This is a genomic window from Mycetohabitans endofungorum, assembly GCF_002927045.1.
GTDB classification, from domain to species: domain Bacteria; phylum Pseudomonadota; class Gammaproteobacteria; order Burkholderiales; family Burkholderiaceae; genus Mycetohabitans; species Mycetohabitans endofungorum.
This window is the reverse complement of sequence record NZ_PRDW01000002.1, coordinates 1-23,359: the sequence shown is the minus strand read 5'-3', so window position 1 is coordinate 23,359 and position 23,359 is coordinate 1. Positions and strand designations below refer to the sequence as shown.

Here is a 23,359-nt window from a genome sequence, read left to right as displayed (position 1 = left end):
TCAATGCCTCCAACCGGCACTCGGTGTGCCAAACTCAAGCGCTCACTCATCTTGTTGCTTCTGTGAAAACTGCAAGATAATGAATTCGGCCGGGCGCACCGCAGCCATTCCAACCTTAACGATCAGTTTGCCCGCGCGAATATCGGCATCGGTCATCGTCACATTCTTGCCCACCTGCACGAAATACGCCTCTTCCGGTTTTGCGCCCTGCAAGCCGCCCTTGCGCCATATCGCGTACAGGTAAGTATCAATAGCCGCACTAACTTTTTCCCATGTCGGCTGACTGTTCGGCTCGAACACGACTTGCCTCATTGCGGCCTTGATATCCCGTTCAGCCGCATTAAATAAGCGCCGCACTGGGATATACCGCCAACGCTTATCAGGATTTTCGTCGGTACCGTTCTGCGTCCGGGCTCCCCAGACTACATAAGCTTGTTGATTCGTGAAATATCGGATTGCATTGAGGCCTGCTGGATTCAGTTTCTCCTGAATCTCATCGGTAACCGTCACCGGTTGAGGTGCTTGCTGGAGTACTTGCTGGGGTGTTGGGCAAGGCCACACCGTCCCTTTTACCGATGACAAGGTTACATTCGCCGGGGCCTTCCATACTCCACGCAATGCATCGGTACGCGCATAGACTCCCGCCATGACCCCACTTGCACGAAGAGGAATGGCTGACAACGATCTAATCTTTCCAATCAGTTCTTCTTTATCCCTCTGTTCCGCGTCATTTTTTGGCTTATAATCGATCAGCGATTTAAGTGTTGACGGCAAGGGTGAACCGGAAGATGAAAAACTCTTAAAATTTCCACTTAATGCAATTTTATTATCATCAGGTATTGTCATCTGGTAGCTCATCTGCAATGCTGGATAGTAAATCGCAACCTGTTCCTTATTGCCAAAATCGACATTCTTTACATTTTCAAGATTACTGTCTGTCAGCACAAAATAGCCGAGGTTTTTCTGCGGATCGATCAAGCTTTTAAAGACAGTTTTAACGTTATCTGGCTCTGCTGGTGTATTTCCACAATAGCACAATAACGAAATGTCTGGATAGGCCAAAATCGCACTTTCAATATCGGCTGATGATGTTGAAGCCTGAATTGATAAAACATAGCATGGCCCGCCACCATTTTCGAAATACGCTTGTACCGATACGGCGCTGGCGGAGTCGGGTACAACTTTACACGTACCTGTAATGGCATCGTTAGTCACTTTGAGCGCGGCTTCCTTTAAATCAAGCGTGCTATCAAACTGCTTAGCAAATTCAGCCCAGTTATTCACTCTGATGCAGGCTACAGGGTCTGTGGCCACTGGTATTGGATCGTTCCCTTGTTTCGCCCCGGGCTTAAAAAACTGTCCAACAAACACTGGGATGGCCGTTGCACCAGACAGCACACTCAGCGACAACGAATGGTCTTCTTCAATATAAACGCCAGGAACTTTATAAGGTCCACCCATGACTACCCTCACTATTTATACATTTCTTAATTTTCCAGTGCATCCTATCCGCTCGACCACCCATCCGCATTACGCGGTGTCCATGTCCTGAGTGAAGCGCAAAATAATGAACTCCGCAGGAAACACGGGCGCCATGCCAACTTGGACAATCATTTTGCCTTCATCGATGTCGTCCTGCGTCATCGTCACCCCCAGCCCTAACCGCACAAAGTACGCTTCCTCCGGCTTCGTGCCCATGAGCCCGCCCGCCTTCCAGATACCATATAGATATGCATCGATTGCCGCCCGCACCTTCTCCCACGTCGGCTGGCTATTCGGTTCGAACACCGCAAACGCCATCGCCCGTTTGATATCTTTTTCCGCCGCACCGAATAGCCGCCGCACCGGCACGTATCGCCAACGCTCCTTCTCGCTGTCGTCTGCCAGCGTGCGTGCACCCCACACCAATGGCACGCCTGCCTGAAAGCAGCGAATGATGTTCAGGGGTTTGGGATACTGATTGTAGATTCCCTGGACTGCATCGGATACGACAAACTTAGGCACGACCTTGCCTTGTAACTGAACATTGGCTGGCGCCTTCCACACGCCCCGGTCACGGTCAACAGAACAGTATGCGCCGGCAACTGCTGCGCTCACCGGGATATCCAGTGTTACCGACACCTTCGCCCCTTTATCCTCCTTGACGTACGTTGCCCACTCTGCCCTCAAAGGAGGATAGTACGCAGCAGCATATGACGTATTAGGATATGTGTCCATGTCCGTAGCGTCCCCTTTAAGCACCGCTAGGGGGCCATCCAGAATTGCAAAGCGCGATTTGCCTTCTGCACATAAACCTGTACCTGACGTAAAAACCGCTTCCGCCAACTTGGGCACCCCCGCTTGAACAATTAACGTCACGTCATCCAGCTCGGGTACGGTCTTAATTAACGTATCAGCAGGATCACCTTTTCCGTTCGTCGGACACACATAGCAATAGCCACCACCATTGTCGAAATAGGTTTTTAACGCAATATAAAGCGGGCAATCAAGCAGACGCTTCTTAGGGGGCTTTTCTGTCTCAGCCTTTGCCACGGTCTGAACACCGGGTAAATTCATGAACGCCATCCACGAATCGATACGGGCCGGCGCCGAGATTAGGTCTTTATTAACCGCCTTATCTTTATCTTTATTAGTTGAACCGTCAGGGTCGTACGCAATCACCGGCACCGCGGTCGCCCCGCTGGTAATCGCCAAGGACAGACCTTTATCTTCTTCGACATAGACACCCGGCCAATCGTAAGCCATGTTCTTACCTCAATCGGGATAGGGCACTGGCGGCATGCGCCGCTGATCGCACTTTCAGTGGAATGTTATCGTCAATCGATCGGCTACGAGCGTCAACTCCTCGATCGACACCTCATTGCTTGTCGCATCAAAGCTCGGCCCCGACAATTTGCTTGGGAATGCATCCGTCACATTCCACGTCACCAGCAACGCGGTGCCCGCCTCGTCGGTTAGACTAATTGAGAGGTCCCGTTTGTCGATCAGGTTCTTCGATATCTTGCTAATCCAGTCATACAGCTCGTTTTTACCCTTAATCACGCCCCGACGCAATGTGATGTTTAACTCACTGGGCTGCCCGGGCATCCGGTACACATGTCCCGCTCCATCCTTATAGGTAATCGTCTCAAATCCCAAATCCAACCCCGAGACATTGCTAAATGCCATCTCGTCTTTGCCCATCGTCACTTTGAACCGGTAAACCGGAATCGGGTAAGTTGTTGCGATTTGATCTGCCGTGGTTGCCATAGCTTCTCCTTTATTGTGTATTAGGAAACCTTGCGTCCCGATTGCATCACGAGCCCGTGCCGTTTGACTGGCACGTATTGCGTACAGTGGACACGACGTTTACCGTGCCGCTCAGCGATATCTTGATCCGCTGATAGACGCGACCAACTCATCGGCGGTAATACGTCGCTTCATTGAGCGAATGGACTGACCAGCTAAGCAAGTCGAGCTTCAACGCTTCGAATATCGACACCCGCCCGCAGCTGAACAAGCGATAAAGGCCAACTCAGTGTTGCCATCTTCGTGTCCTTTTTATGCTTCGTGATTTTGACAATTCACCCGATTCGCGCTGGACCTTCACCTTTGACTCGGTTCCTGTGCCAGCACCGCCCGAGTGATGCTCCGTTCGCAGTCGGCAGTGTATCGCCGTGGCTAAAAGTTTAGTTCAGTGTGAAAAATAGTTTAGTACAATCTATTCTTGTAATAGATGACAGAGTTGCCCTCATTTATTCGGACAATTTTAGTGATTTTCCGCCACATTCGTTCAACAAATACATTGTCGCGCCAGCTTCTTTTGCCCATTATTAACACTCGAATGCTCCGGCTCAGCACGGCACGGCCTCAATGAACGCGTTCGCTGTGAACTGATTGCCTTGGTTTGTGCTCGCGGTTTTGGGCTGCCGTAGCGCGCGAACGCTTCCTCGAGCGCTTCGACAGCGTGCGTTGCTTCCAGCGTGATGGCAACCCGGTGCGCGAGTACCTTGCGGCTAACCCAGTCCACCACCGCAGTCAGATACACGAAGCCACGCACCATAGGAACATAGGTTGTGTCCAGCGCCCACAACTGGTTGGCTCGCTCGATCTTCACGCTCCATAGCAGATACGGCCAGACCTTGTGCTGCATGCTGCACCGGCTCGTGCTCGGCGGTAGTACAACGCTTCTACGCTCATCCGTTTCATTAGCGTGCGCACGCGTCACCGGCCAATTTAATGGCCTTCCCGGCGCAGCAGACACGCAAGCATCCACGCCCCAGCAAATGTAAACGTCAGATGCAGCTTGTCGATGCGACGCAACAGATTCTTGTTAGCCAGGAGAGCGTGATCCGGATGTCCTGGCTGCCAATAAGCCAATACCGCAGAAGCCTTTGTCCGAGAAGCGCAGCCGCACGAAACAACAAACTAACATTGTCGCCGGGCTGCAAGATCAGCGGCGGCAAGGTATTGTTGTCACATACGCGCAAGACAACTAACCGCGTGGCCGCACTGCTGCGGCTGACTGCCGTCACTGTGGGCAAGTCCAATACGTACGCGGCCCCCGGGGCAGACCGTTACGAACGGCGCTGCAGGGAGCGAGTCATCAAACAATGACATCGGCGAGCGGCGGAATTCGGCTTCTCATTGCAACCTGCGCAAGGCGTTTCTTAGGAATCTTTCTTGTCTTCTTGCTCATCTCCTCAGAGTCTGTCCGATTTAGTAAGGCCACTTCTGGGCGATTTTACCGATCTTCGGTCAAAGCCCGGGCCATCTTGTTCTCCTCCTAGTTCGCCACGTTCATAGTAATAAAGGGTGCGCGACATCCCCACTAAGCGGCACACACGCGCCAGACTCACGGTGAAATGCTGCCTTAAGTGATCGATTAACCTGCGACGCTTGTGTGTGCTGAGACTCTGCGCTCGAAGCGCCTCGCTCAGCACTTCACTATCGCGTTCAAGCGATTTCACACGCTGGCGCAACCGTGCGTTTTCCCGCATCAGTGCGGTGATACGTTCAAATACAGGCTCACTCAGACCGTCATAACTTCTTTTTAATTGATAAAGCGTCGTTGCACTGATACCCCATCGGCAACAAATTTGAGGCACCGTCTCACCCTCACGAAGTGCTTGTAACACCGCTATGATTTCAGTCGCATTGAGCTTATGGTTCCTCACGTCATGTTATTCCTATCGTTGAACAGCATGAGAAAATGAATTGCGGCACACAATCGCATATCCTATCGTATGCTGCCCGCTATCAAAATAAAGATCGATTCATTTTTATAGAAAAAATCATACTACACCAAGGTCTTATTTTTCCCATAATAATTATTAAGGGAATGCATGTGATTGTGCCAGCTGTTTAGCGCATGTTACAAACCCGAATGAATACTTGCTGTGATTCAAATAAAGTCTTCATGATGCTTAAGGAGAAAATGGTGTGGGAATGAAGTGTTTTTTAGATAGATGAGCAACCTATGCCCTAGTTCGCTATCACATTGATATTGGGATTGGCCATCACGGTAGCCTTGCCTGAAACGGGTGGATGAGGTTGTGGAACAGGGGGCGTACCCGGTATTTGTGCCGGAACCGTGATGGTACATAATATGTCCCAGCTGGGCGCGATAATGACAGGCAGCGGGCTCTTTGTTCGCTTGGCGGTTTCGGCCTGCGTGACCGTCAGAATAGCGACGCCTGGAATGGAGGCCGATGCCGTCTGATAGCTAGTTGTCACGATGATTTTCTTTTCATCGCCAAGCTGACAAACTGGCCGCCCCTTCACTTTGGCAAGGCCGCTTCCCGACAGGGGCCGTGGAGGAATCGGGGGCACGAATAGTACATCCTGAATCTGAGCCGGAAAAACCAGCATGGCACCCGTCACGACGATCAACTTGCCCATCGATGATCTCCATTGCCTTCAGCTAAAAATCGACCGCTCCATTACCAAGTCCCGCGAAATCTAAAATGGATCCTTTTCCCTATAGTAAAATCACAAGATCAGCGTATTTTGGTAAATGGCCATCGGATATCAATAGGTGCAACGGTTCAAACAACGCCTGCGCAACAAGAAGCCAATCGAACAGGTCATGATGGATAGCCGGTAAATGGCGAGCCATTGCAGCGTAAGCTACCCGTACCGACAGTTCTGAAAAGCCGCCAGCCTCAATTTCTGACACGAGCGGACTCACGTTAGCATCAAGCTTGCCCAGATTGGCCGCGAATACTCGCGCTGCTGACAAAACATCGTCTGCGTCGAGTCTTGCTGAAAGTGCATAGCACACTTTAAATCCATACTAGTCCATCCTAACTCGCCCAGTCAACGCTTTTCAAAAGCTGGCTCTCACATACCGTGTGACGTTTTGAGTTCCAAGTTAGCAGAGGTGGCCGAGCAATCGGACATCCTGATAAGTGAAATGTCCGGGCCCTAAGCCGGCGATAATGCAGGCAAAGGATCCCAGGAAATAACGAAGGGAACGAGACGGAAGCACTCATCGGCGGTCAAGGCAAAGCTGGCAATGGCAGCGGTCAAGGGTGAACAAGCGCCGGCAGGATTGGCGCACCCATTCAATGTGCACCCGAATCAGGTCACGGAATGGAAGGGGCAGTTGCAGGAGCGTGCGACTTCACCGCCGCAGATTTTGCAGCGCCCTTGCAGCACGAAATCCCCGCGTTCAGTCCGACCACTAAAATCGCCGATCGTCGTTACGTCGCGACACCGGGTACACCAGACGTTGGCGAAGAGTAACGGTTGCCTGTGGGAGGTGACTGCATTCCAAAGCGCGCGGGCTGCTGCATGACAGCATATGCCGCCGAGACCTTGTACCGCGAGGGGCAGCTCAGCGTTGAACAGATTGCACAACGTCTGCACATTCCCAAGAGCATGCTCTATGCGTATATGTGCTATCGCACTGTCCCGGTCGGCGGACGCGCCGCGGCCCGGTGAGCCGGAGGGCCCCATGCCACGCATGACGATTCTCGCGGGGTCCCTGATCGACTTGTCCCGGCAACTGGCTGCATCGCCACATTAATGCGACAGAACTTCTATGTGTTGGTCGGTGAGCTTCCTTTTGGATATAGCTCACTGCGGTCCCATCTACGTCGCTCCCATCGTATAGAAGGCTCTGGCAATTTACAACCTTCTGGCAGGTTGCCCACTGGGACGCATGGAACGCGCATATTGCGCTCTTCATCATTGCTGACACCGTATGCCATAACGGGTGGCAAGCCAGGCTCTTGCGGATTTAGAGCGTGTTATGCAATTTCATCGAGGCTCAGGGTCGAATCGAGATGGAGAAACGCAGACCCTATCCGAGCGGCGTGACGGACGAAGAATGGAGCTTCGCGGCGCCGTATTTAACGTTGATGGAGCCAGACGCACCGCAAGATGGTATGAATTGCGCGAGTTGTGCAACGCGCTGCGTTGGCTGGCTCGTGCAGGCGCTGCGTGGCGCATGCTGCCGGCGAACTTTCCGCCATGGGAGGCGTGGTGTATCAGCAAACTCAGCGCTGACTGCGAGCGGGCTGCTTCGAAGCGATGGTTCAGGATTTGCGTTCGGTGCTGCGTGTTGCCAGGGTCGGCAAGCTCAGACCAGTGCGGTGGTTCTGAACGGGCGTACGTTGCAGTCGAGCTACGAGAGTGGCCCACGCGCAGGCTACGACGGCGATAAGCGCAAACGGGCAAGCAAGGTGCATATGGCCGTCGATACGCTCGGGCATTGGCTGGCGGTTCATGTCACGCCGGCCAACGAGCAAGAGCGCGTGCAGGTTCCGGAGTTGGCACAAGCGGGGCAACTTGTGAGCGGGTAGAGCACGAAGCTTGCCTTTGCCGACCAAGGTTATATAGGAGAAGAGCCTGCACAAGCCGCGCAAGATGAAGGCATCGAATTGCAGGTTATCAAACGGCCAGAGGCAAAGAAGGGCTTTATCCTGCTGCCGCACTGATGGCTCGTCGAGCGCAGTTTCGGATGGCTCAATCGCTTTCGAAGGCTCGCTCGCGACGACGAGCGTTTGCCTGAAACGCTCGTCGGCTTGCATTTCGTCGTCTTTGCCATGCTCATGCTCGTTCATGCCGCGCCTATCTTGCAAATTGCATCACACGCTCCCGATATTTTCAGTTTATCAGACATAATCTAGCCGATCGCCGCCAAAACAAATAGAGATCACCAAAATTATTCTATATTGAAGATTTAGCCATTGATTGACAGCCCAAATGCTATATGCATTGCGCAGAAAAATACGCCAATAAAAAAGGAATTTGCTTTTCAAGAATTGATAGTTATACCCCAACATTTTAATTAATAAAAATAGAAGGAAAATTATGTATAAACAAAGAAAACCAAAGAATAGTTCTACAAATTCTTCTAGGCTGCCCAGGCCGTTGAAAGAACAAGCTTCTGTTTCGGAAGTTCGTCAGAGCCCATTAAAAAATTCAAAAACTTGCACCTTTACAATTAAAGCTACTGGGGATCGTAGCGCTCCTGATATAGAAAATAATTCTGGCACTGCGTCCACAGGGAAACCTGCAATTAAAATAGATTTAAACGATGCCTGGACCAATGAAAAAACACGACCAAAATGCAAATATGCCCCCATCAAAGTATTATATGATGAAAACAAAAATTTTGAATACATGAAAGAAGTGTTAGAAAAAAGAATTGCTACATGTAAGGAACTTGCTTATCAAGGTGATTCAGTTGGCTGGTTCTCATTCAGGAAAAGAGAGGGCACACAAGAACATAAATGGCAAGAACATGATCTGCAGTCAAATGAAGTGCCAATTATTGTTATAAGCGGCGGGAGCGCAAATAAAATTGCAGGCGACCTTAAAAGCAAAACAGGCGGCAGCCTCGCATGGCATCCAAAATATATGCGAGATGAATCAATTTATTTGCTTGTTCATGAGACAGAATTCAAATGCTATGAGGCTGCTCTTAACGAAATGATGGAGCAATATAAAAATTTGCGCCTTGTCGGGTGGTACGGCGGTAGCTTGACCGGTTTCGGCGCTGCGCGCGCTGCAGCCTTGGCGTTTGCAGATACACTACCATATCGTCCTCAGCAAATTATAATGATGGATCAGGACGTTGCTCTAACCGAAAATACTAGACACACCAATCCTGGCATAAAAACTCAATTGAACAATAAACATAGAAATACTCAAAAATCTATCATCGGACTTGGAGTTGGTTATCCTACACGCGAAGATCCTCCGAAACACTTTGGATTCGAAAAGGGTGAATATTCCCCCAAAAAACCAAAAACCGCAAACGAGCAGCGAGTTCTATCGCCAGCACAACAATACGTTTCTATAAAATCTCCATTTCGCAAAAAAGGGGAAGATGGAATCTATGCTGCGTATATGGTTGCAGGCGGAGAAGACATGCTTATGGGAATACAGCAAGGCTTAATCCAAAAATTTAAACAAAAATACGGTCGACCTATTGTCAAAAATATCGCCTTAATGGAAGGAAAAATTGTGAAGAAGGAACTCAAGGGCCAGGAGGATGAACTCAATCACTATTGGAAAAAAATGCGCCCCGAAACCCTTAAGAAGCTTTTTGAAGCGGAAAAGGATACCCAAGTTGAATTTGATGGGGAAACCATGAGTTTAAATGAACTCATGAAATATTTTGAACGTAAAGGATATATTGAGCAACACCCAAGCCCGGAATCACACAACGTCGCAGCATGTGTTATAGAACGCATTATATTAGATTATCATAAACAAAAATCTTCCGACAATCAATCTAATACAATTTTTAATACTTGGACCAAGAGCCCCCTTGAAGGAGCGACTTCAATCAAAGCTCCATCAGCAGTTTCAACGGTGTCCGACCCAATTGGTTCACCACTATCGGCTCTTCAACAACCCGGGCGCCTCCGCGTTTCTGGGCGCTCTCGCTATTATTCGGAATGAACAATGATTTGACTAAATTTAGTTGTATTTTCAGCGCGTATAATCCAACAAAAACATTTTTTGAATTATAGAGAAATACCCCAACCGCATTAACCTTGATAAAATATTTCGACTGCGACAGGAAATACAAAAACTTATATTTAACATGGAATGAATTATAGGATAAAATGCATAAACAAATGAAGCCGCACGGGTGCAAGTGGGCAACCGAGAGAATGCACATCGACATTGATGCCGCAAACTATCTGAGTGTTATTTTTAATAAAATATTATAGCAATATTTTATTAAAAATGTCAGCCATTAATCAGCGCAGCCGGACATCAATAAAATTCACACATTTTCCGCTTTGCTATTCTGAGCGGCACAGAAATCATGCGCACGGCCACCGATTAATCCACGAAAATGGAATTAACGCTTACATGCCGCAAATTAATTTTTCCAGAAAATATTTAATACAAAGCAAACCTTCCAACATAAACCTTCTGTCTTGATAGAATTTTTGCAAATTATGGCCAAATGCCCAGAAAAAAGTTTTTTTAGATCTTCAAAACAGCACTTCACTCTTTGAGCGGTCATGTGCTATTGCATCTATTGGCAGTAAGAATACTATGAATCATTTTTTTGCAGTCGTGCACTTTCAAGCTAAAGAACGCGTGCGCAGGTGTCTTGAAGCAATTGGTCAACGTCACCGCATCGCCGGCTTGACACTGGATGCCAATGACGAGGCAGGGATCGAGCTAGCGTGGGGGGAGCGTTTGTACCTAAGGTTCAATGCTGAATCAAACAAACTGTATATATACGCACCCTTCGCGCCGTTGAATGATGCTCAAGATGGGCAAGTTCTTGCCGATATGTTGCGTTTGAATTGTTTGGAAGTAGGCACGCGTGGCGGTGTGATTTCAGTTTCTGAGCCGATGGACGCATTCGTCTATCATCTCGGTTTGCCTGTCGAGACACTTAAGCCCGATGCGCTTGAGCAAGCAATCGAAAAATTTATCGAAGAACGCCAGCGCCTCGCTCAACGGTTTCGACAAATCCGGCAACTTTGACGTCCTTTTAAAGTCCGGACACACTCTGCCACTTACAATAGCGGGTAGGCATAAGACTGTGAATACGAAGCAGCTGGAAGCCGGCGCGGCCATACATTGGGCACTTGAGGAACTTGAGCCGATTAACATGGCCCTCAACGACGCCGTTACTGTAGGGCTTGAGGAGCGCTGCGATGTGCGGATTTCGCTCGGCAGTCGTTGAACAAAGCGCTGGACGCGCTGCTTATCACCGTCGGTAAGCGCGGCCATTCCTCGACCCAGTAACCAGCAGCCTATTCGGCGAGTGGACCCAATTCTGACCATCAACGCGGCCCTGAAACAACGCCTACCCTACGCTAACTCAGTTCCGCAACCGAACAGAACCGCCCTCCATAGCCACTGTTGCCTGGACTCGTCCGTGGGTCAGCGCCCGAGAAATCCGTATGCCGGCCTCGGCAGTTGTTCTAGTCACACCGAGTAGTCGGCAAACCGCCTTTACCAATCCCTCTTGCGACGTACCGCCTTGTTGCATCAAGATATACATAGCCGCATTACCCAATTCTTCGAGGCTAATCTCGTCGATACTGCGACGCGTTTCGGGGTCGCCTCCTGGTACCCGGATACCTTCCCAGGTGCTTGGGTTAGCCTGCCCTGGCCAATAAAAAGTGATGTCGTTGTCCGTCGTACGGATCACCTGCTTGGGCACCATTGCAATCAAATAAGCTTCGATGCGGCTACCAACCCTAGACAACCCCCAAGCCCGCGTCACACGCTTGAACACTATCGCCTGCGATACCGGTCCTTCCGTTTCGATTACCTTGAGTAACTGCCCGGCCAAAGTCGGCATTGAGCGGCTCTCGTAGAAGAGGTGGGGGTTGCCTCTGTCCAAGCGGGTCAGTTCGTATTCGGGCAACTGAGTAGCAGGCGCAATCGACTCGACGACCGATCCGGCCCGGGCATACAAAGCATGCGGCGCTTCTTCATACTTCTCCTCTTCCGGCAGCTCAACAGGCGGTTCGTTCTCGGTCGGCACCGTCGCTACCAACTCTTCCAGTCGGGCCACAAGCTTTCGTATCGGCTCTTGCGGATTCAACCACCAGTCCGTGGACCATATACGATACAGTTCCCAACCCAGCCCTTCAAGGACATGCTGGCGGAGCCGGTCACGGTCGCGCGCAGTTGCGCCGGAGTGATACATGGCGCCATCGCACTCGACGCCCAGCAGATAGCGTCCCGGCGCACGCGGATCGACCACACCAATATCAACCCGGTATCCGGACACGCCGACCTGCGGATGGACTGTCCAACCTTTCTCACGAAGTGCGGAAATCACCTGCTGCTCGAACGGGCTATCGGGCTCCCGTCCAGTCGGCATATTTTTCTCCACCAGGGCGCGTGGGCCTCGAATGGCGAACTCCAGGTAGTTCTTCAGGTCTCGTACGCCGGCAGCCCGGACGCGCGACAGGTCAATCTGCTCGGGAAGCAGCGTGCTAAAAATCACGACGCCGACACGAGCACGTGATACGGCCACGTTGAGACGCCGATGGCCGCCCTCTAGGTTCAACGGCCCAAAGTTGAGGCTGACCTTACCCGATGCATCGGGGCCATAGGTAATGGAGAAAAAGATGATGTCCCGCTCATCACCTTGGACGTTTTCCAGGTTCTTGATGAACAGCGGCTCCTGCGCCGCCGTCTGCGCAATAGCCTGGTCTAGTTGCTGAGACGCTCGACGGCGTTCCTCCAGCATCCGCTCAATCAGGCTTTGCTGTGCCTGATTGAAGGTCACTACACCAAGCGTCAGATGCCGCTTCGCCGAGTCCAGATAGTGCCGCTCAATTGCCTTGACGATGGCATCGGCTTCCGCCCGATTGGTTCGCGAGCCACCGCGGTCGTAGACACCCAGTACGCGTTCAAAGCGCACGCTCTGGTCATTTGTCATCGGCGACGGGAACGTGACCAATTCGTTGTTGTAGTACGTGACATTGCTGAAGGTAATCAGCCCTTCATGCTTGCTTCGGTAGTGCCATTTCAACCGCAGCTCAGGCAGGCCGATACTGAGACACTCGTCCAAGATGCTCTCAAGGTCCTGAATATCGTCGCTATCCGCCCCATCTTCTGAGCCATCTGACCGGCAGAAGAAGCTGGTCGGCGGCAGTTGCTTCGGGTCGCCAACGCAGACAAGCTGCTTGCCGCGCGCAATTGCACCGACGGCGTCCCACACCGGAATCTGAGATGCTTCGTCGAAGATGACTACATCAAACTGAGCGTGCGAAGCGTCCAGATACTGGGCGACTGACAAGGGTGACATCAGCAGACATGGCTTCAGCCGGGTCATCAGACTCGGCAGGTTTTGCACCAGCTGCCGAATCGGCATGTGCTTGCGCTGCTTCTGCAATTCGCGCCGTAGCTTCCCCAGTTCAGAATCAGCACCGGGCACAACCTCGAGGCTCGCCGGAATCTGGCCCGCAAGTTTGGCCGCAATATATTGCTGGGTCAGCTTCTGAAACCGCTCGTCGGCCTCGTTGAACTCAGCAATCTTGCGGTTATGCTCGGCACTCGAGAAGTTGCGGAGCACCGGCTCCCGGTCAATCGCCTTGCGCAGCCACCAGCTCTGGTAGCTGTATTCGAAGAACGTCGCCACAGCGGACAATGGCACCTCGCCAGCCTCCAGTGCATCCACAATACCCTGCAACCCGCTGCTGATTGCATTGGCGCGGGATTTCCGCCACAGGCACCACGGCTGCAGCTGCCGCGAAGCAGATTGCCAACCTTGAAGCAAGTTCAACAGCCGAGGAATCACGCTGGCGGCAGTTGGGTCGAGTCCGAGGTCAGCCTGACAGTGTCCAAGCTCAATGACCTGGCGGAGTTTAGTCATGACGTCCCGATAGCAATCGCGGTACGCCAACAAACTGGAGCCAAGAGGCGTGCCTGCCTTCAGCATGCCCCGGTTATCGGAAACAAACGGCTGCAGCTTTGCGCGGAGCGTCTGGGCCAACTCGATGTCGTTGTCCGCGATTGCCGCTACCGCGTCCGCAAATGACGTCGCCCACCGCTCGGCCGACTCGACGGCGTTCCAGTCCGTCTTCGACGCAGCGAACGTTTCATGCAGCAATTGCGACGCGTCATGAGACATAGACTCGATGATCTTGTCCTCGGCATTGACGGCGGTCAATGCCGTAATGATGGACGGAACATCGCCACCTGGTGGGCGACGCTGGTCCTGTCGATACAGTCGCAATCGTCCGGTAACCGCACGCCGGGCAAATAGACGCTTCGGCCACCAGGTATGGGTCGTCGCCGCCCACTGCAGTTTCAGCTCCGACGCATTTAGGGTGGCAACGTCTTCCACGTAGTGTTTGCTCAGCGGCTCCCATGCCTGATTGCGCGCGAGGCCATGGCGCCGCAGGTTGGCAAGTCGGTTGCGCGTGGATTCGTCATGCGCCGACCGGGCAACCTCGATAGGAACGGTGGGCGCGGCAGAGAGCACGTCGGCCAGTACATCCAATTGGGCCAGCCCATTCAGGGAAAAAGCAAATTTAGGAAGGCCTAATTGATCCAGTAGGTTCGATGCAGCCTTATCCAGCTTCTTGATTTGGGCTTCAAACGCCGAAACCGCGTCGAGAAACTCTTGCTGCCAGGACACCATCCATTCGGTTTTGTGGACGGCTGCCAGAGGATGATTCTGCAAACCGGTCAGCTGGCCAGCCAGAGCGCCCATCTGGCGACAGCTCTCACGCAGTGCCTCGAGCCGGGCACGATCATGTACATCTGCATCCGCCCACGGCATTGCGCCAGGCCGCCACTGCGCATACTGCAGGCTGGTTCCGATGGCCTCATAAATGGTCAGGTCGTTCGGATGGATGTGATGTAGTGCACGCGCGACACCATTGAGGTCTGCACGAAGCGTTAGAAGCCGTTCTGACTCCCGCTCCCAATCCTTCACCGTACGTGTGCTGGCAGCATCAAGCGCAACGCCAAGCTGCTTCAGAACATCCCCTTTTTTAGCCTTGGACGAATGCAGCTCAAGACAAAATGGCCCCAAACCGAGGCTGCTGAGCCGACGATGTACTACCTCCAGCGCGGCCATCTTCTCCGAGACAAACAGCACGGTCTTCCCCGTAGCCAACAAGTGCGCAATCAGGTTCGAGATGGTCTGGCTCTTACCCGTACCTGGCGGACCTTCGATGACAAGATTCTTGCCTTCGGCAGCGACGCAAACAGCACGCAACTGCGACGAATCCGATAGCAACGGCGTAAATAGGTCTTGAGGTCGGAACTTCTCATCTAGGGTACTGGGCTCGAATCCAGTCGCGCTGTCAGCAAATGCCTTGTCGGGATTGTTAATTAAATGAGCGACAACGCTGTTTTCTTGAAGCTGCTTCTGGCGGTCCTGGAGGTCCTTCCACATCAGATACTTCGTGAACGAGAAGATACCCAGATGCACCTGCTCCTTGACCTCCCATCCCTTCATTTCGCCCACATGCAGCCGGAAGATCTGCAGAATCCGGTTGACGTCGATACCACGATCATCAGTCAGCAAAACGTCGAACGACGGCAGCCTCAGGCTGAAATCTTGCTGCAACTTTTGTAGCAGCGTCGGATTCACGAGCGCGTCGTCGTCGTGACGGGCCAGGCGGAAACCACTCCGGACGGATTGGCGGAACAACGTGACCGGGATGAGCAAAATAGGAGCTAAGTGGCTGGATTCGGCATCCTGGCTCTCTTGCCACTCCAACATTCCAAAAGCCAGAAACAGCGTATTGGCCCCGCCTTCTTCCATGCCCGTGCTGGCCGTTCGAAATATCTCGAGAAGCCTGCTTTCCAGCGCTTCCTCGTCGATGTCTGTGATGATTTCGTTTCGACCAAGCGCGTCGGTCGCTAGGTCATCCATTGCAGCCGTACCGTTCCGTCCGGTGTACACATCGGCATCGCGACCATCCGAACCGGACATCATCTTCGGTTTCGCACGAACGCGGAATTCGTTTCCGCCTGCCAGCCGGTCTTCTAGCGCACCCAGGTTAGGGCAGATGACGCGCAGCGTCGACTTGGTCGGCTTGAAATTCAGAAGCTTGTTTCGGAGCGTCAGGTCGAGCAGCTTGCTCTTCCATTTCGCCAGTCGGCCTTCGGGTGTGTCGGATGTAACATTATCGCGCAGTGGAATGACGACCGGGTCCAGCGGCGGCAATTGCGGCACGTCCTCGATGATGGGCGTTTCGGCCTTGGCACTCGGGACAGCAGACGCATCGACCTGCGACGAGCGTGATGGCAGGGGACGAAGCTGGACTTCACGTGCGCGCCGAATATCTACTGCATACGCGAACTCGTCCTCGTCGTTCAGGTGTTCCTGACCACGAGCGCAGGCCCAGCGAAGGGACGGTTTATGTCCGCCCGCTACGCTGGTGGTCTCAAAAACCATAAACTCGCCGGATTTCACCCGCTTGCGAACAGCCTGAACGTCGTCTACCAATGCGGTCGGGAAACTGGTCTCTATCAGCCAGACACCGACCCAGGCGTGACCTTCCTTGAACAGCACAACGGGATGCAGGCCCGCCTGCTCCAAGCAAGACGCAAACAGCATGGCGAGGTCTAGGCACGTCGCGAGCTTGCCATCCAGAATGCGTTCCGGCGTCCGGATTTTCTGACCGTCATTGCCGAACGACGCCGGCGGGTTGGAATATTGGATATCCTCAGCAACTATCGTGCTGTAGATAGCCGACACCTGTTTCCAGACCTTCTCACGATTCTTGGACTGGTATCCGTCCATGGACAGGTCGGCCGACGTCTGGCGCAACAACCCGGATGCTCGAGCGAGAAGCTTGTCTACGACCCGCGAGTTCGGCATGCAAAACGCGGCAAGCAGTTCGGGTAGCGACCGTATGCCGGCCCACTGGTCGTAGGCGAGCACATCAATGTTGTGCGTTGCCGTTACGAGTGCCGTTTCCCGAGCATGCAGCGTTGCTGTGATGACCGCTCGCTCAGATTCGTCGAGCTGGCTGAAATACTGATGATCAGGGCGTAGGTCGACCGGTGCAAGGCGACGGCGCTCTCCAGGCATCAATGCCTCGAAACGGAAACGGGCACTTTCGGCAAAAGCCGGCACACATTTGACGATGAGTTCAATATCAGAGAGCGTTGTTTCACCCTCATTTGTGACCCGAATTTCACGGATGACCGGAACATGATTCTGAATCGCCGCATACCCTATCGTCAGGTCGGCAATAATTTGAACGTCAGGTAGCTTCACGTCGGTGTCGGTCATCAGATCCTTAGCGTTGTCTGCCTGTTCCTGCGTCATCACCCCGTTCCCCCTACTGTGTTCAACCGAGTTCTCATTATTGCGGGCGCTAGATTGAACCTTGATTGCGCGATTGCCTGCGAGTCTTTCGCAAAGATTTTATTCTTTCCTCGCCGATGCCGGGTGCGCGGAAATTTGCCCCCTTGATCAAGAGCGGCAACCTGGAAGCGACATGCGTCACCGTACGGATGAACATGGCGATCATAGTCAGTTTCGCATCATTGTTCCGGCGGGCTTGCAAGTGCTGAGACCAGCGTTGGCGGCATCGCTTCTTTCGTCTCGCGGCAGAAGTGCGGCCGGTGGCGTGAGGCGCTTTCACGACAAGGTAATTCGCGTGGTTGTCGCCTGTCCTTACCCGTTGCTACGACTGCCGCGGGCGTCACACTGGCGGCATCCCTTCGAGCGCCCGGGCGGCATCCAATAGCCCGCCCAGCACCTTGTCGGCCACCTGCTGCGAAAAGCCTTGCGGCAGCTCCGCTTGCACCTGCGCGACCACCTCTGGCGTCCGAGCGACCAGTTCCTGAAGCAATGGCTCGGCGTTTCCTCCATAGCCGAGCTTTTGGGCCGTGCTATTGAAGTGCCGGCGCTGGATGGCGTGCATACGATAGTGCCGGTTCTTGCTCAGCAGCGCCATAGCAAGCTTAAGGTCCTGCTCGGCCCATTGGTTCGGTCCTTCGCCGATGACCGGATACGCAGACATCACGTCATACATCGGCGTGAGCCGGAACCGTCCAGCTGTCCCGGCCTGTAGTTGGATGCTGAAGTTCTTGGCATGCCCGTCCGGCGCGCGCAGCATCCAGAACAGGATTTGCGAAGCCATGAGGGCGCGCAGGTCACGCTCGGCATCCAGCGACTGCTGCACGAGGGGGAACAGTTGCTTGAGGCCTGGCCCGCCTTCGTTCTCGTACTTTACGAGCGGCGATGTTCCAGTGGCTTGGCAAAAATCTTCCTGTATGAGCCGGAACAACCGCGTGCCGTCGGACGACACCACGCGGTCGAATCGCTCGACAACGAGTACCCGCCGCTTGCCGAACGTGGCGATGTGAGCTTTTGCCGTGGATAGGCCATACGCCTTGAACAAGCGAAGGCACAGCCACTCGTTGTCCACGGAGGTGCTGAAGTCGGCCTGCCGACCACCGACCAGGCCAAGCGGCAGCTTAAAGATGTGCGTGGTGGGCGTTGCGCCGCGTGGCTTCATCCACTTGTCACCCCACCACAGGAAAGCATCCTTCTCCTGAGCGCCGGCTAGCGAGAACCGGAAGTCGTCGTCAGGGTCCCTCGCACCGGCGAAGCGGTCCGGGGTTACGAGTTCGAGCAGATGGCGTTCGATGGCTTCGTCGTCCACGACAACGCCGTCGATACGGTCAACACCAGAAGGTGTCTCGCCTTCCGGCAGGAGTTGTAGTGCGCCTACGCAATCGCGTCCGATGGCGGCCAACAGGTTGAAGGCTTCGGTAGACCCCGTCTTGAAGCGGGCTGCAACGCGCTTGCGGATGGCATCGCTGTCAGGCAGCAGGCCTTCGAAGTAATGGGCAACGCGCTCGCCTTTCAACGGCTCGTTGTTGAGGTTAAAGGGCAGCGACAAAGATATTGGCCGTCCATGCGCAGAGGCGAGCCAGCCCCCGTCGTATTGCAGCTCCATGTCGCCGCGGGCCGTGATAGTCCAGCGGCCCACGTAGTCGCCGTTGGCCCAAAGCGTCAGGGTTTGACTGTGCGAGCGCCGCCCCATCTCACCACTGCGTCTTGTTGGTCGATTCGAGGCGCTCGCGCTCGCCCAGCCGCAGTTCCAGGCCGACGGCCGTGCACCAGCCCAGCAACTGCTTGAAACTCAGTTGGTCCGGATGTTGTTCCAGATAGGAAACGCGGTTCTGGCTCAGCCCCAATCGGGCCGCCACCTCGGCCTGTGTCAGCTTGCTACGCTTGCGAGCCGCCTTCAGCAGTTGACCTAGCTGCAAAGCAGTCACAAGCGGTTGGAACGGCGAGGTGTGGGACATAGGATTTGTACCCGAAAATCAGCTATTTTAATTTTAGCTGCAATCGGGATATTTGCAATATATCCGGAAAACGGATAATCTAAAATATCTGAATTTCAGATAAAATTGAGCCCTTCAGCACGCTGACGGCGCGTCAGATTCGCAATTACTCAGCTTTGCGCCACCGATACCGCGCGCAACGCCCCCAGCAGCACATTGGCAATACGCGAATGCTTGGCTAAACGCTTCACCGGTACGCCAGTCACGACCAATACGCAAAAAAGCGGGTGCAGCATGGGCTAACCACCGCATCACTCAACCCACCACCTCGTCATAAAAAGCAAGCATTCCGTCTTTTTATAAAAAGGTCGGACGCAAGCGTTGCGACACACGGGCACCGACGATATGCTGGCTTAGTTTCCAACCTCGTCCAGACAAATCTGTCTATTTATGAATGGCTGCACCGAGGATCCGCCTATCTGATAGCGATAGCGATGTGGCCGTTTGTCACTGCAAGGTGTGCGGCGCACCGGCTGGTTTGGACGGATACGCTGATTTTTCGCAAAGCTGCGTCGATCCCGCAACGACGAGCAAGCAAGCAAACCCACTGCCGATACCCTATATGCACTGCAGTCAACGCGGTCGGCTATTCACCAGCGCGTTTAATCATCTGAGCGACGGCTGGCATGTCGCATTCCACAGCCAGCCGCCGTGGCTACCAGTTGAACCGCTTGTCTAGCATGTGAATCCCGAGATACCGCTTGAGCCAATCGGCTCGTCAGGAGAACCCGCATGAACAAGCTTGCAACGCTCGCGAGAGGCCTCGCGCTCGTTCTGTTCGTCTTCGGCGGCCTCGCGCAGGCCACGCCGATGCAACTGGACGTCACCGGCAATATCCAACGCACGAATGTGCCAGGTACTCACGTGTACCGTTTCACGGAACAGGAATGGCGGTCGATGCCGCGTACCCAGTTCACCACGGCCACGAACTGGACGCCTTCGTCGCAGTTTTCCGGCGTGCTTTTGAGCGACGTGCTATCGAAGGTGGGCGCAAAGGGAACGACGCTCCGGGTGACAGCACACGATGGCTATGTGTCGTATGCGGTCCCGATCAGCGACGCGCACCGGTACGGCGTGATTCTAGCCGACCAGATCAACGGCAAACAGCTGACGCTCAGGGACTTCGGCCCGCTGTTTCTTGTCTACCCCCGCGACCGGTTCCCAAAGGAGTTGAATCGCTCAGAGGTCGCCGGGCGGTTCGTGTGGCAGGTGAAGTCGATTGAGGTCAGATGATACGTGTCAATGGCCTCGTTGGTCGCGGGCAGGCACCTTGTTGGGGGTGGCGCTCGCGCTGGTGATAGCGGCATGGGGCTATACGGCACTTCAATGGACCAGCACGGAACCCATGTCCGTGTACAAGCTGGCCGGTCCGCAGGAAAACTACTACTGGGCACCCGCTCAGTTCAAGTTCAATGCAGATCGCCTGGAAAACCTGCTTTTGCGGTATGCGAGCGGCGACAGCCAGGACCTGGATGAGATCCAGCGCTCCTATGAGATCCTGGTGTCAAAGTTCTCGCTTATTTCGAAGCCGTCGGATACCACCCAAGTACAGCTGAGCGTGCCGGACTACGTGCAGGCCATCGCGGCAATCCGCCATTGCCTGCAAACGATCGATCCGCTCATCGTCGATCTGCAGCCAGGCGACAGGTCGACGGCGCGCGTCATCGCCGGCCACCTGCACGCGCTGGACGAGTCAACACTTCGATTGGCGCAAGGCATCGGCGAAGCGGAAAACAAACGTCGCGACATTGCGCTGGAGGACTTCCGACACAAACGGCGAGTGCTGTGGGCGAGCTGTATCAGTGCAGCTTCGTTGACGAGCACGCTATTGATCGCGTTGACCATCGCCACATATCGTGGCATGCGCGCCGCCTGGCGGGAGCGAACCTGGAGAATCGCCGAGCAAAGCGCGACGGCGGCAGCCAATGCGTCATTAAAAGCTAAGAGTGCGTTTCTAGGGGCGATCGGGCACGAGATCCGCACGCCGCTACAAACAATATCGGCCGGTCTTTCGAGTCTCGCAGATGCCGAGCTGTCGACAAGAAGTATGCGCGCTGTGTTGCGAATGGAGCAGGCGGCCGAACAGATCGACGCGCAACTGCGAGACCTGGCCGATTATGCAAGGCTTGACGCGGGCAAGCTCAAGTTGCGCATTGCGCCGGTGGATCTGATCGATATCGTGCAGCAGGTCGCCACACAGATGCGGCCGATGGCTGCGCTCAAGCGGCTGTCTGTGCGAATCGACACGCGCGGCATCGTCTGGTTGATTCACTCCGATCAGCAACGGATACGGCAGATCCTGCTCAACCTGGTCGACAACGCAATCAAGTATTCGACCCAAGGCGACGTGCTGATCCGTGCGACGCAGCACATTGCTGCATCGGAATGCGTCACGCGGATCGCGGTGACCGACCACGGCATTGGCATCCCGGAGCAGGCCAAGGAAAAGTTATTCGAGCCGTTCGTGCAGCTTGATGACGGCAACACGCGAAGCCACACGGGCATCGGCATGGGTCTGGCCATTGTCGACGGGCTGGTGCGACTGCTCGGCGGCCATATCACCGTTACGTCGACGCTCGGTGTTGGATCGACGTTCGAAGTCACGTTTCGCGAATCGACCGACTCGTTGATACGTCGCGCGCAGCCCAACGACGACAGCCGAAGCGCGCTGCCGGACACGCCGCTGTGCGGCAAACAGGCGCTGGTGGTGGACGATCAGCCCCAGATGCGGGATGCGCTGGTCGCGCTCATGCGCAGCTTGGGCCTGGCCGTTACCGCCGTGGACTCGGCATGGGACGCCAGAGTCATGCTTAGCCAGCGGGAAGTGGATGTCGCGCTCATTGACCTGCAAATGCCGGGAGAAGATGGCGCTTCATTGGCGCGATGGATCCGGAAAACCGGCGCACCACATTCGAAATTGATTGGCGTAAGCGCATCGGCACCGGAGCTACTCAGTGAAACGCAATTGGCCATGTTTGACGAACTTTTGATGAAACCGGTCCGGATTGACGCGCTGCGCGCCGCATTCGAAAACTTGCTGGATGGAGCGTCTTCATGAGCGTCGATAAGGTAGCACTGGTGACCGGTTCGGCCAAGCGGGCCGGCAGACAGATCCTGGAGCATCTCGCGAAGAATGGATATCGCGTGGCCGTACACGCGCACACATCGCGCGATGAGGCGGAAACGGCCGCATTGGCGCTGCAGCATGCCGGGTATGACGCACTTGCCTTCAGCGGTGACCTGCGGGACGCCGCGCAGATCGACCAGCTCATCCAGGATGTCTTCGCGCACTTCGGCCGGTTGGACCTACTGGTCAACAACGCGGCGGTTTTCTGGCAAGACGATTTCGTCGACTTCTCCGTGCAGGCGCTGGATCAGGCATGGGCGGTGAACTGCAGGGCTCCGATCCTGCTGACGCGGGCCTTCCACGACTGCGCGAGGGCCGCGGGTGTAACCGGCGCAGTGGTCAATGTTGTGGACCAGAAGGTGAAAGGTAACTTCCACCGCGACCACTTCACTTATACGGTCGGAAAGACAGCGCTGGGCAACCTGACACAAATGCTTGCGATATCGGCCGCGCCGGTCTTACGCATTAACGCGGTTTTTCCCGGGCTGATGTTGCCCAGCGACAGCCAGACCGATGCGGACTTTCATTACGCGGCCCACCAATCCAACTTGCTGGGTAGGGTAGCAGGCCCGGCCGATGTCGCAGCGGCGGTCCTGCTGCTGGCTTCTCCGGCCTACAACGGCACCGACTTCGTCATCGATAGCGGCCAGAACCTGATACCCGTACAGCAGGACGTCATCTATCTGCATCGCGCCCCGCGGCCCTAGCCGGATGCCCCCCCGCCTTGAGCCGGCGCGCCAGTTCCACAGCCACCCAGTTCAGTCGCGCCGGCTTTTCAAAGGGTTTCACGTCGTATTGCTGAATCACCCGCGCCACCTCATCCTCGTTCGCCTCGCCTGTCACCAGCTTGCCAGTGAGCAACAAAATGGGCGCGTCGCCGTGACGCGACTGCCGGATCGACTGGATAATCGCTTCGGCCGTGCCCGTCTCCAGTAGCCAGTCAACTATAAACCCGTCAAACACATTCTCCCCAAGCGC

17 protein-coding genes and 3 pseudogenes are annotated in these 23,359 nt (G+C 54.4%); 8 read left to right on the top strand and 12 right to left on the bottom strand.

The window, feature by feature from the left end:
- Positions 1–42 precede the first annotated feature (42 nt).
- From B0O95_RS01840 to B0O95_RS01825, 4 genes are all read right to left on the bottom strand, one after another.
- Positions 43–1,461, bottom strand: coding sequence for a phage tail sheath family protein (locus B0O95_RS01840; protein ID WP_104076376.1), 1,419 nt, complete (start codon positions 1,459–1,461; stop codon positions 43–45).
- A 69-nt stretch (positions 1,462–1,530) separates the two neighbouring features.
- Positions 1,531–2,745 (bottom strand): phage tail sheath family protein, encoded by a 1,215-nt coding sequence (locus B0O95_RS01835; protein WP_104076375.1) that lies wholly within the window; start codon positions 2,743–2,745, stop codon positions 1,531–1,533.
- Positions 2,746–2,799: 54 nt separating this feature from the next.
- Positions 2,800–3,249 carry a phage tail protein gene (locus B0O95_RS01830; RefSeq protein WP_104076374.1) on the bottom strand — a complete coding sequence of 150 codons (450 nt, stop codon included), beginning with the start codon at positions 3,247–3,249 and terminating at the stop codon, positions 2,800–2,802.
- Positions 3,250–3,772: 523 nt separating this feature from the next.
- Complete coding sequence (locus B0O95_RS01825; protein ID WP_104076373.1) at positions 3,773–4,132, bottom strand: DDE-type integrase/transposase/recombinase; 360 nt, start codon at positions 4,130–4,132, stop codon at positions 3,773–3,775.
- Positions 4,133–4,278: 146 nt separating this feature from the next.
- On the opposite strand from B0O95_RS01825, the gene B0O95_RS16000 reads away from it, so the two are divergent.
- Positions 4,279–4,596, top strand: a complete 318-nt coding sequence (locus B0O95_RS16000) for a hypothetical protein (protein WP_199180407.1) — start codon at positions 4,279–4,281, stop codon at positions 4,594–4,596.
- 86 nt (positions 4,597–4,682) lie between these two features.
- Here the strand turns inward: B0O95_RS16000 and B0O95_RS01815 are convergent, their stop codons facing one another.
- The 3 genes from B0O95_RS01815 to B0O95_RS16270 form a co-directional block, all read right to left on the bottom strand.
- Positions 4,683–5,156: a transposase gene (locus tag B0O95_RS01815; protein ID WP_104076372.1), complete on the bottom strand. Its 474-nt coding sequence runs from the start codon at positions 5,154–5,156 to the stop codon at positions 4,683–4,685.
- Between the two features lie 307 nt (positions 5,157–5,463).
- A complete protein-coding gene (locus B0O95_RS01810) occupies positions 5,464–5,880 on the bottom strand; it encodes a hypothetical protein (RefSeq protein ID WP_104076371.1) in 417 nt (138 codons plus the stop codon).
- Between the two features lie 79 nt (positions 5,881–5,959).
- Entirely contained in the window at positions 5,960–6,262 is a 303-nt protein-coding gene (locus tag B0O95_RS16270; RefSeq protein WP_146063958.1) for a PIN domain-containing protein, read from the bottom strand.
- A gap of 180 nt (positions 6,263–6,442) precedes the next feature.
- Here B0O95_RS16270 and B0O95_RS16265 point away from each other — a divergent pair.
- From B0O95_RS16265 to B0O95_RS01790, 4 genes and pseudogenes are all read left to right on the top strand, one after another.
- Positions 6,443–6,601: pseudogene (locus B0O95_RS16265) on the top strand (transposase); the annotation flags it as partial.
- A 667-nt stretch (positions 6,602–7,268) separates the two neighbouring features.
- A pseudogene (locus B0O95_RS01800) lies at positions 7,269–8,114 on the top strand (IS5 family transposase).
- Positions 8,115–8,358: 244 nt separating this feature from the next.
- Complete coding sequence (locus B0O95_RS15275) at positions 8,359–9,897, top strand: hypothetical protein (RefSeq protein ID WP_146063957.1); 1,539 nt, start codon at positions 8,359–8,361, stop codon at positions 9,895–9,897.
- A gap of 609 nt (positions 9,898–10,506) precedes the next feature.
- Positions 10,507–10,947, top strand: a complete 441-nt coding sequence (locus B0O95_RS01790; protein WP_104076369.1) for a CesT family type III secretion system chaperone — start codon at positions 10,507–10,509, stop codon at positions 10,945–10,947.
- A 340-nt stretch (positions 10,948–11,287) separates the two neighbouring features.
- Here B0O95_RS01790 and B0O95_RS01785 read toward each other — a convergent pair whose 3' ends face one another.
- The 4 genes from B0O95_RS01785 to B0O95_RS16865 all read right to left on the bottom strand — a co-directional run bounded on the left by B0O95_RS01785 (position 11,288) and on the right by B0O95_RS16865 (position 19,490).
- The gene (locus B0O95_RS01785; RefSeq protein WP_104076368.1) at positions 11,288–17,221 is read right to left on the bottom strand and encodes a DUF3320 domain-containing protein; all 5,934 of its coding nucleotides are present in this window, start codon (positions 17,219–17,221) and stop codon (positions 11,288–11,290) included.
- Positions 17,222–17,600: 379 nt separating this feature from the next.
- A complete protein-coding gene (locus tag B0O95_RS01780; RefSeq protein WP_104076367.1) occupies positions 17,601–18,950 on the bottom strand; it encodes a type II toxin-antitoxin system HipA family toxin in 1,350 nt (449 codons plus the stop codon).
- Between the two features lies 1 nt (position 18,951).
- Complete coding sequence (locus B0O95_RS01775; RefSeq protein WP_104076366.1) at positions 18,952–19,215, bottom strand: helix-turn-helix domain-containing protein; 264 nt, start codon at positions 19,213–19,215, stop codon at positions 18,952–18,954.
- Between the two features lie 149 nt (positions 19,216–19,364).
- On the bottom strand, positions 19,365–19,490 hold the full coding sequence (locus B0O95_RS16865) for a hypothetical protein (RefSeq protein ID WP_255779195.1): 126 nt from the start codon (positions 19,488–19,490) through the stop codon (positions 19,365–19,367).
- Positions 19,491–19,986: 496 nt separating this feature from the next.
- Here B0O95_RS16865 and B0O95_RS01770 point away from each other — a divergent pair, with 496 nt between their 5' ends.
- The 3 genes from B0O95_RS01770 to B0O95_RS01760 all read left to right on the top strand — a co-directional run bounded on the left by B0O95_RS01770 (position 19,987) and on the right by B0O95_RS01760 (position 23,088).
- Positions 19,987–20,487, top strand: a complete 501-nt coding sequence (locus B0O95_RS01770; protein ID WP_104076365.1) for a putative pterin-binding protein — start codon at positions 19,987–19,989, stop codon at positions 20,485–20,487.
- A gap of 112 nt (positions 20,488–20,599) precedes the next feature.
- Positions 20,600–22,312: an ATP-binding response regulator gene (locus tag B0O95_RS01765; protein ID WP_146063956.1), complete on the top strand. Its 1,713-nt coding sequence runs from the start codon at positions 20,600–20,602 to the stop codon at positions 22,310–22,312.
- The gene (locus B0O95_RS01760) at positions 22,309–23,088 is read left to right on the top strand and encodes an SDR family oxidoreductase (protein ID WP_104076363.1); all 780 of its coding nucleotides are present in this window, start codon (positions 22,309–22,311) and stop codon (positions 23,086–23,088) included. Before B0O95_RS01765 ends, B0O95_RS01760 begins: the two co-directional genes overlap by 4 nt.
- On the opposite strand, the pseudogene B0O95_RS01755 reads toward B0O95_RS01760, so the two are convergent.
- Positions 23,057–23,359, bottom strand: a pseudogene (locus B0O95_RS01755) (two-component system response regulator); the annotation flags it as partial. The gene B0O95_RS01760 and the pseudogene B0O95_RS01755 sit on opposite strands and share 32 nt — an antisense overlap.

Excerpts from the sequence above, each read along its gene's own strand:
- B0O95_RS01840 (WP_104076376.1), bottom strand. The coding sequence starts at position 1,461 with ATGGGTGGACCTTATAAAGTTCCTGGCGTTTATATTGAAGAAGACCAT.
- B0O95_RS01835 (WP_104076375.1), bottom strand. The coding sequence starts at position 2,745 with ATGGCTTACGATTGGCCGGGTGTCTATGTCGAAGAAGATAAAGGTCTG.
- B0O95_RS01830 (WP_104076374.1), bottom strand. The coding sequence starts at position 3,249 with ATGGCAACCACGGCAGATCAAATCGCAACAACTTACCCGATTCCGGTT.
- B0O95_RS01825 (WP_104076373.1), bottom strand. The coding sequence starts at position 4,132 with ATGCAGCACAAGGTCTGGCCGTATCTGCTATGGAGCGTGAAGATCGAG.
- B0O95_RS16000 (WP_199180407.1), top strand. The coding sequence starts at position 4,279 with ATGCAGCTTGTCGATGCGACGCAACAGATTCTTGTTAGCCAGGAGAGC.
- B0O95_RS01810 (WP_104076371.1), bottom strand. The coding sequence starts at position 5,880 with ATGGGCAAGTTGATCGTCGTGACGGGTGCCATGCTGGTTTTTCCGGCT.
- B0O95_RS01790 (WP_104076369.1), top strand. The coding sequence starts at position 10,507 with ATGAATCATTTTTTTGCAGTCGTGCACTTTCAAGCTAAAGAACGCGTG.
- B0O95_RS01785 (WP_104076368.1), bottom strand. The coding sequence starts at position 17,221 with ATGACGCAGGAACAGGCAGACAACGCTAAGGATCTGATGACCGACACC.
- B0O95_RS01780 (WP_104076367.1), bottom strand. The coding sequence starts at position 18,950 with ATGGGGCGGCGCTCGCACAGTCAAACCCTGACGCTTTGGGCCAACGGC.
- B0O95_RS01775 (WP_104076366.1), bottom strand. The coding sequence starts at position 19,215 with ATGTCCCACACCTCGCCGTTCCAACCGCTTGTGACTGCTTTGCAGCTA.
- B0O95_RS16865 (WP_255779195.1), bottom strand. The coding sequence starts at position 19,490 with ATGCTGCACCCGCTTTTTTGCGTATTGGTCGTGACTGGCGTACCGGTG.
- B0O95_RS01770 (WP_104076365.1), top strand. The coding sequence starts at position 19,987 with ATGAACAAGCTTGCAACGCTCGCGAGAGGCCTCGCGCTCGTTCTGTTC.
- B0O95_RS01765 (WP_146063956.1), top strand. The coding sequence starts at position 20,600 with ATGTCCGTGTACAAGCTGGCCGGTCCGCAGGAAAACTACTACTGGGCA.
- B0O95_RS01760 (WP_104076363.1), top strand. The coding sequence starts at position 22,309 with ATGAGCGTCGATAAGGTAGCACTGGTGACCGGTTCGGCCAAGCGGGCC.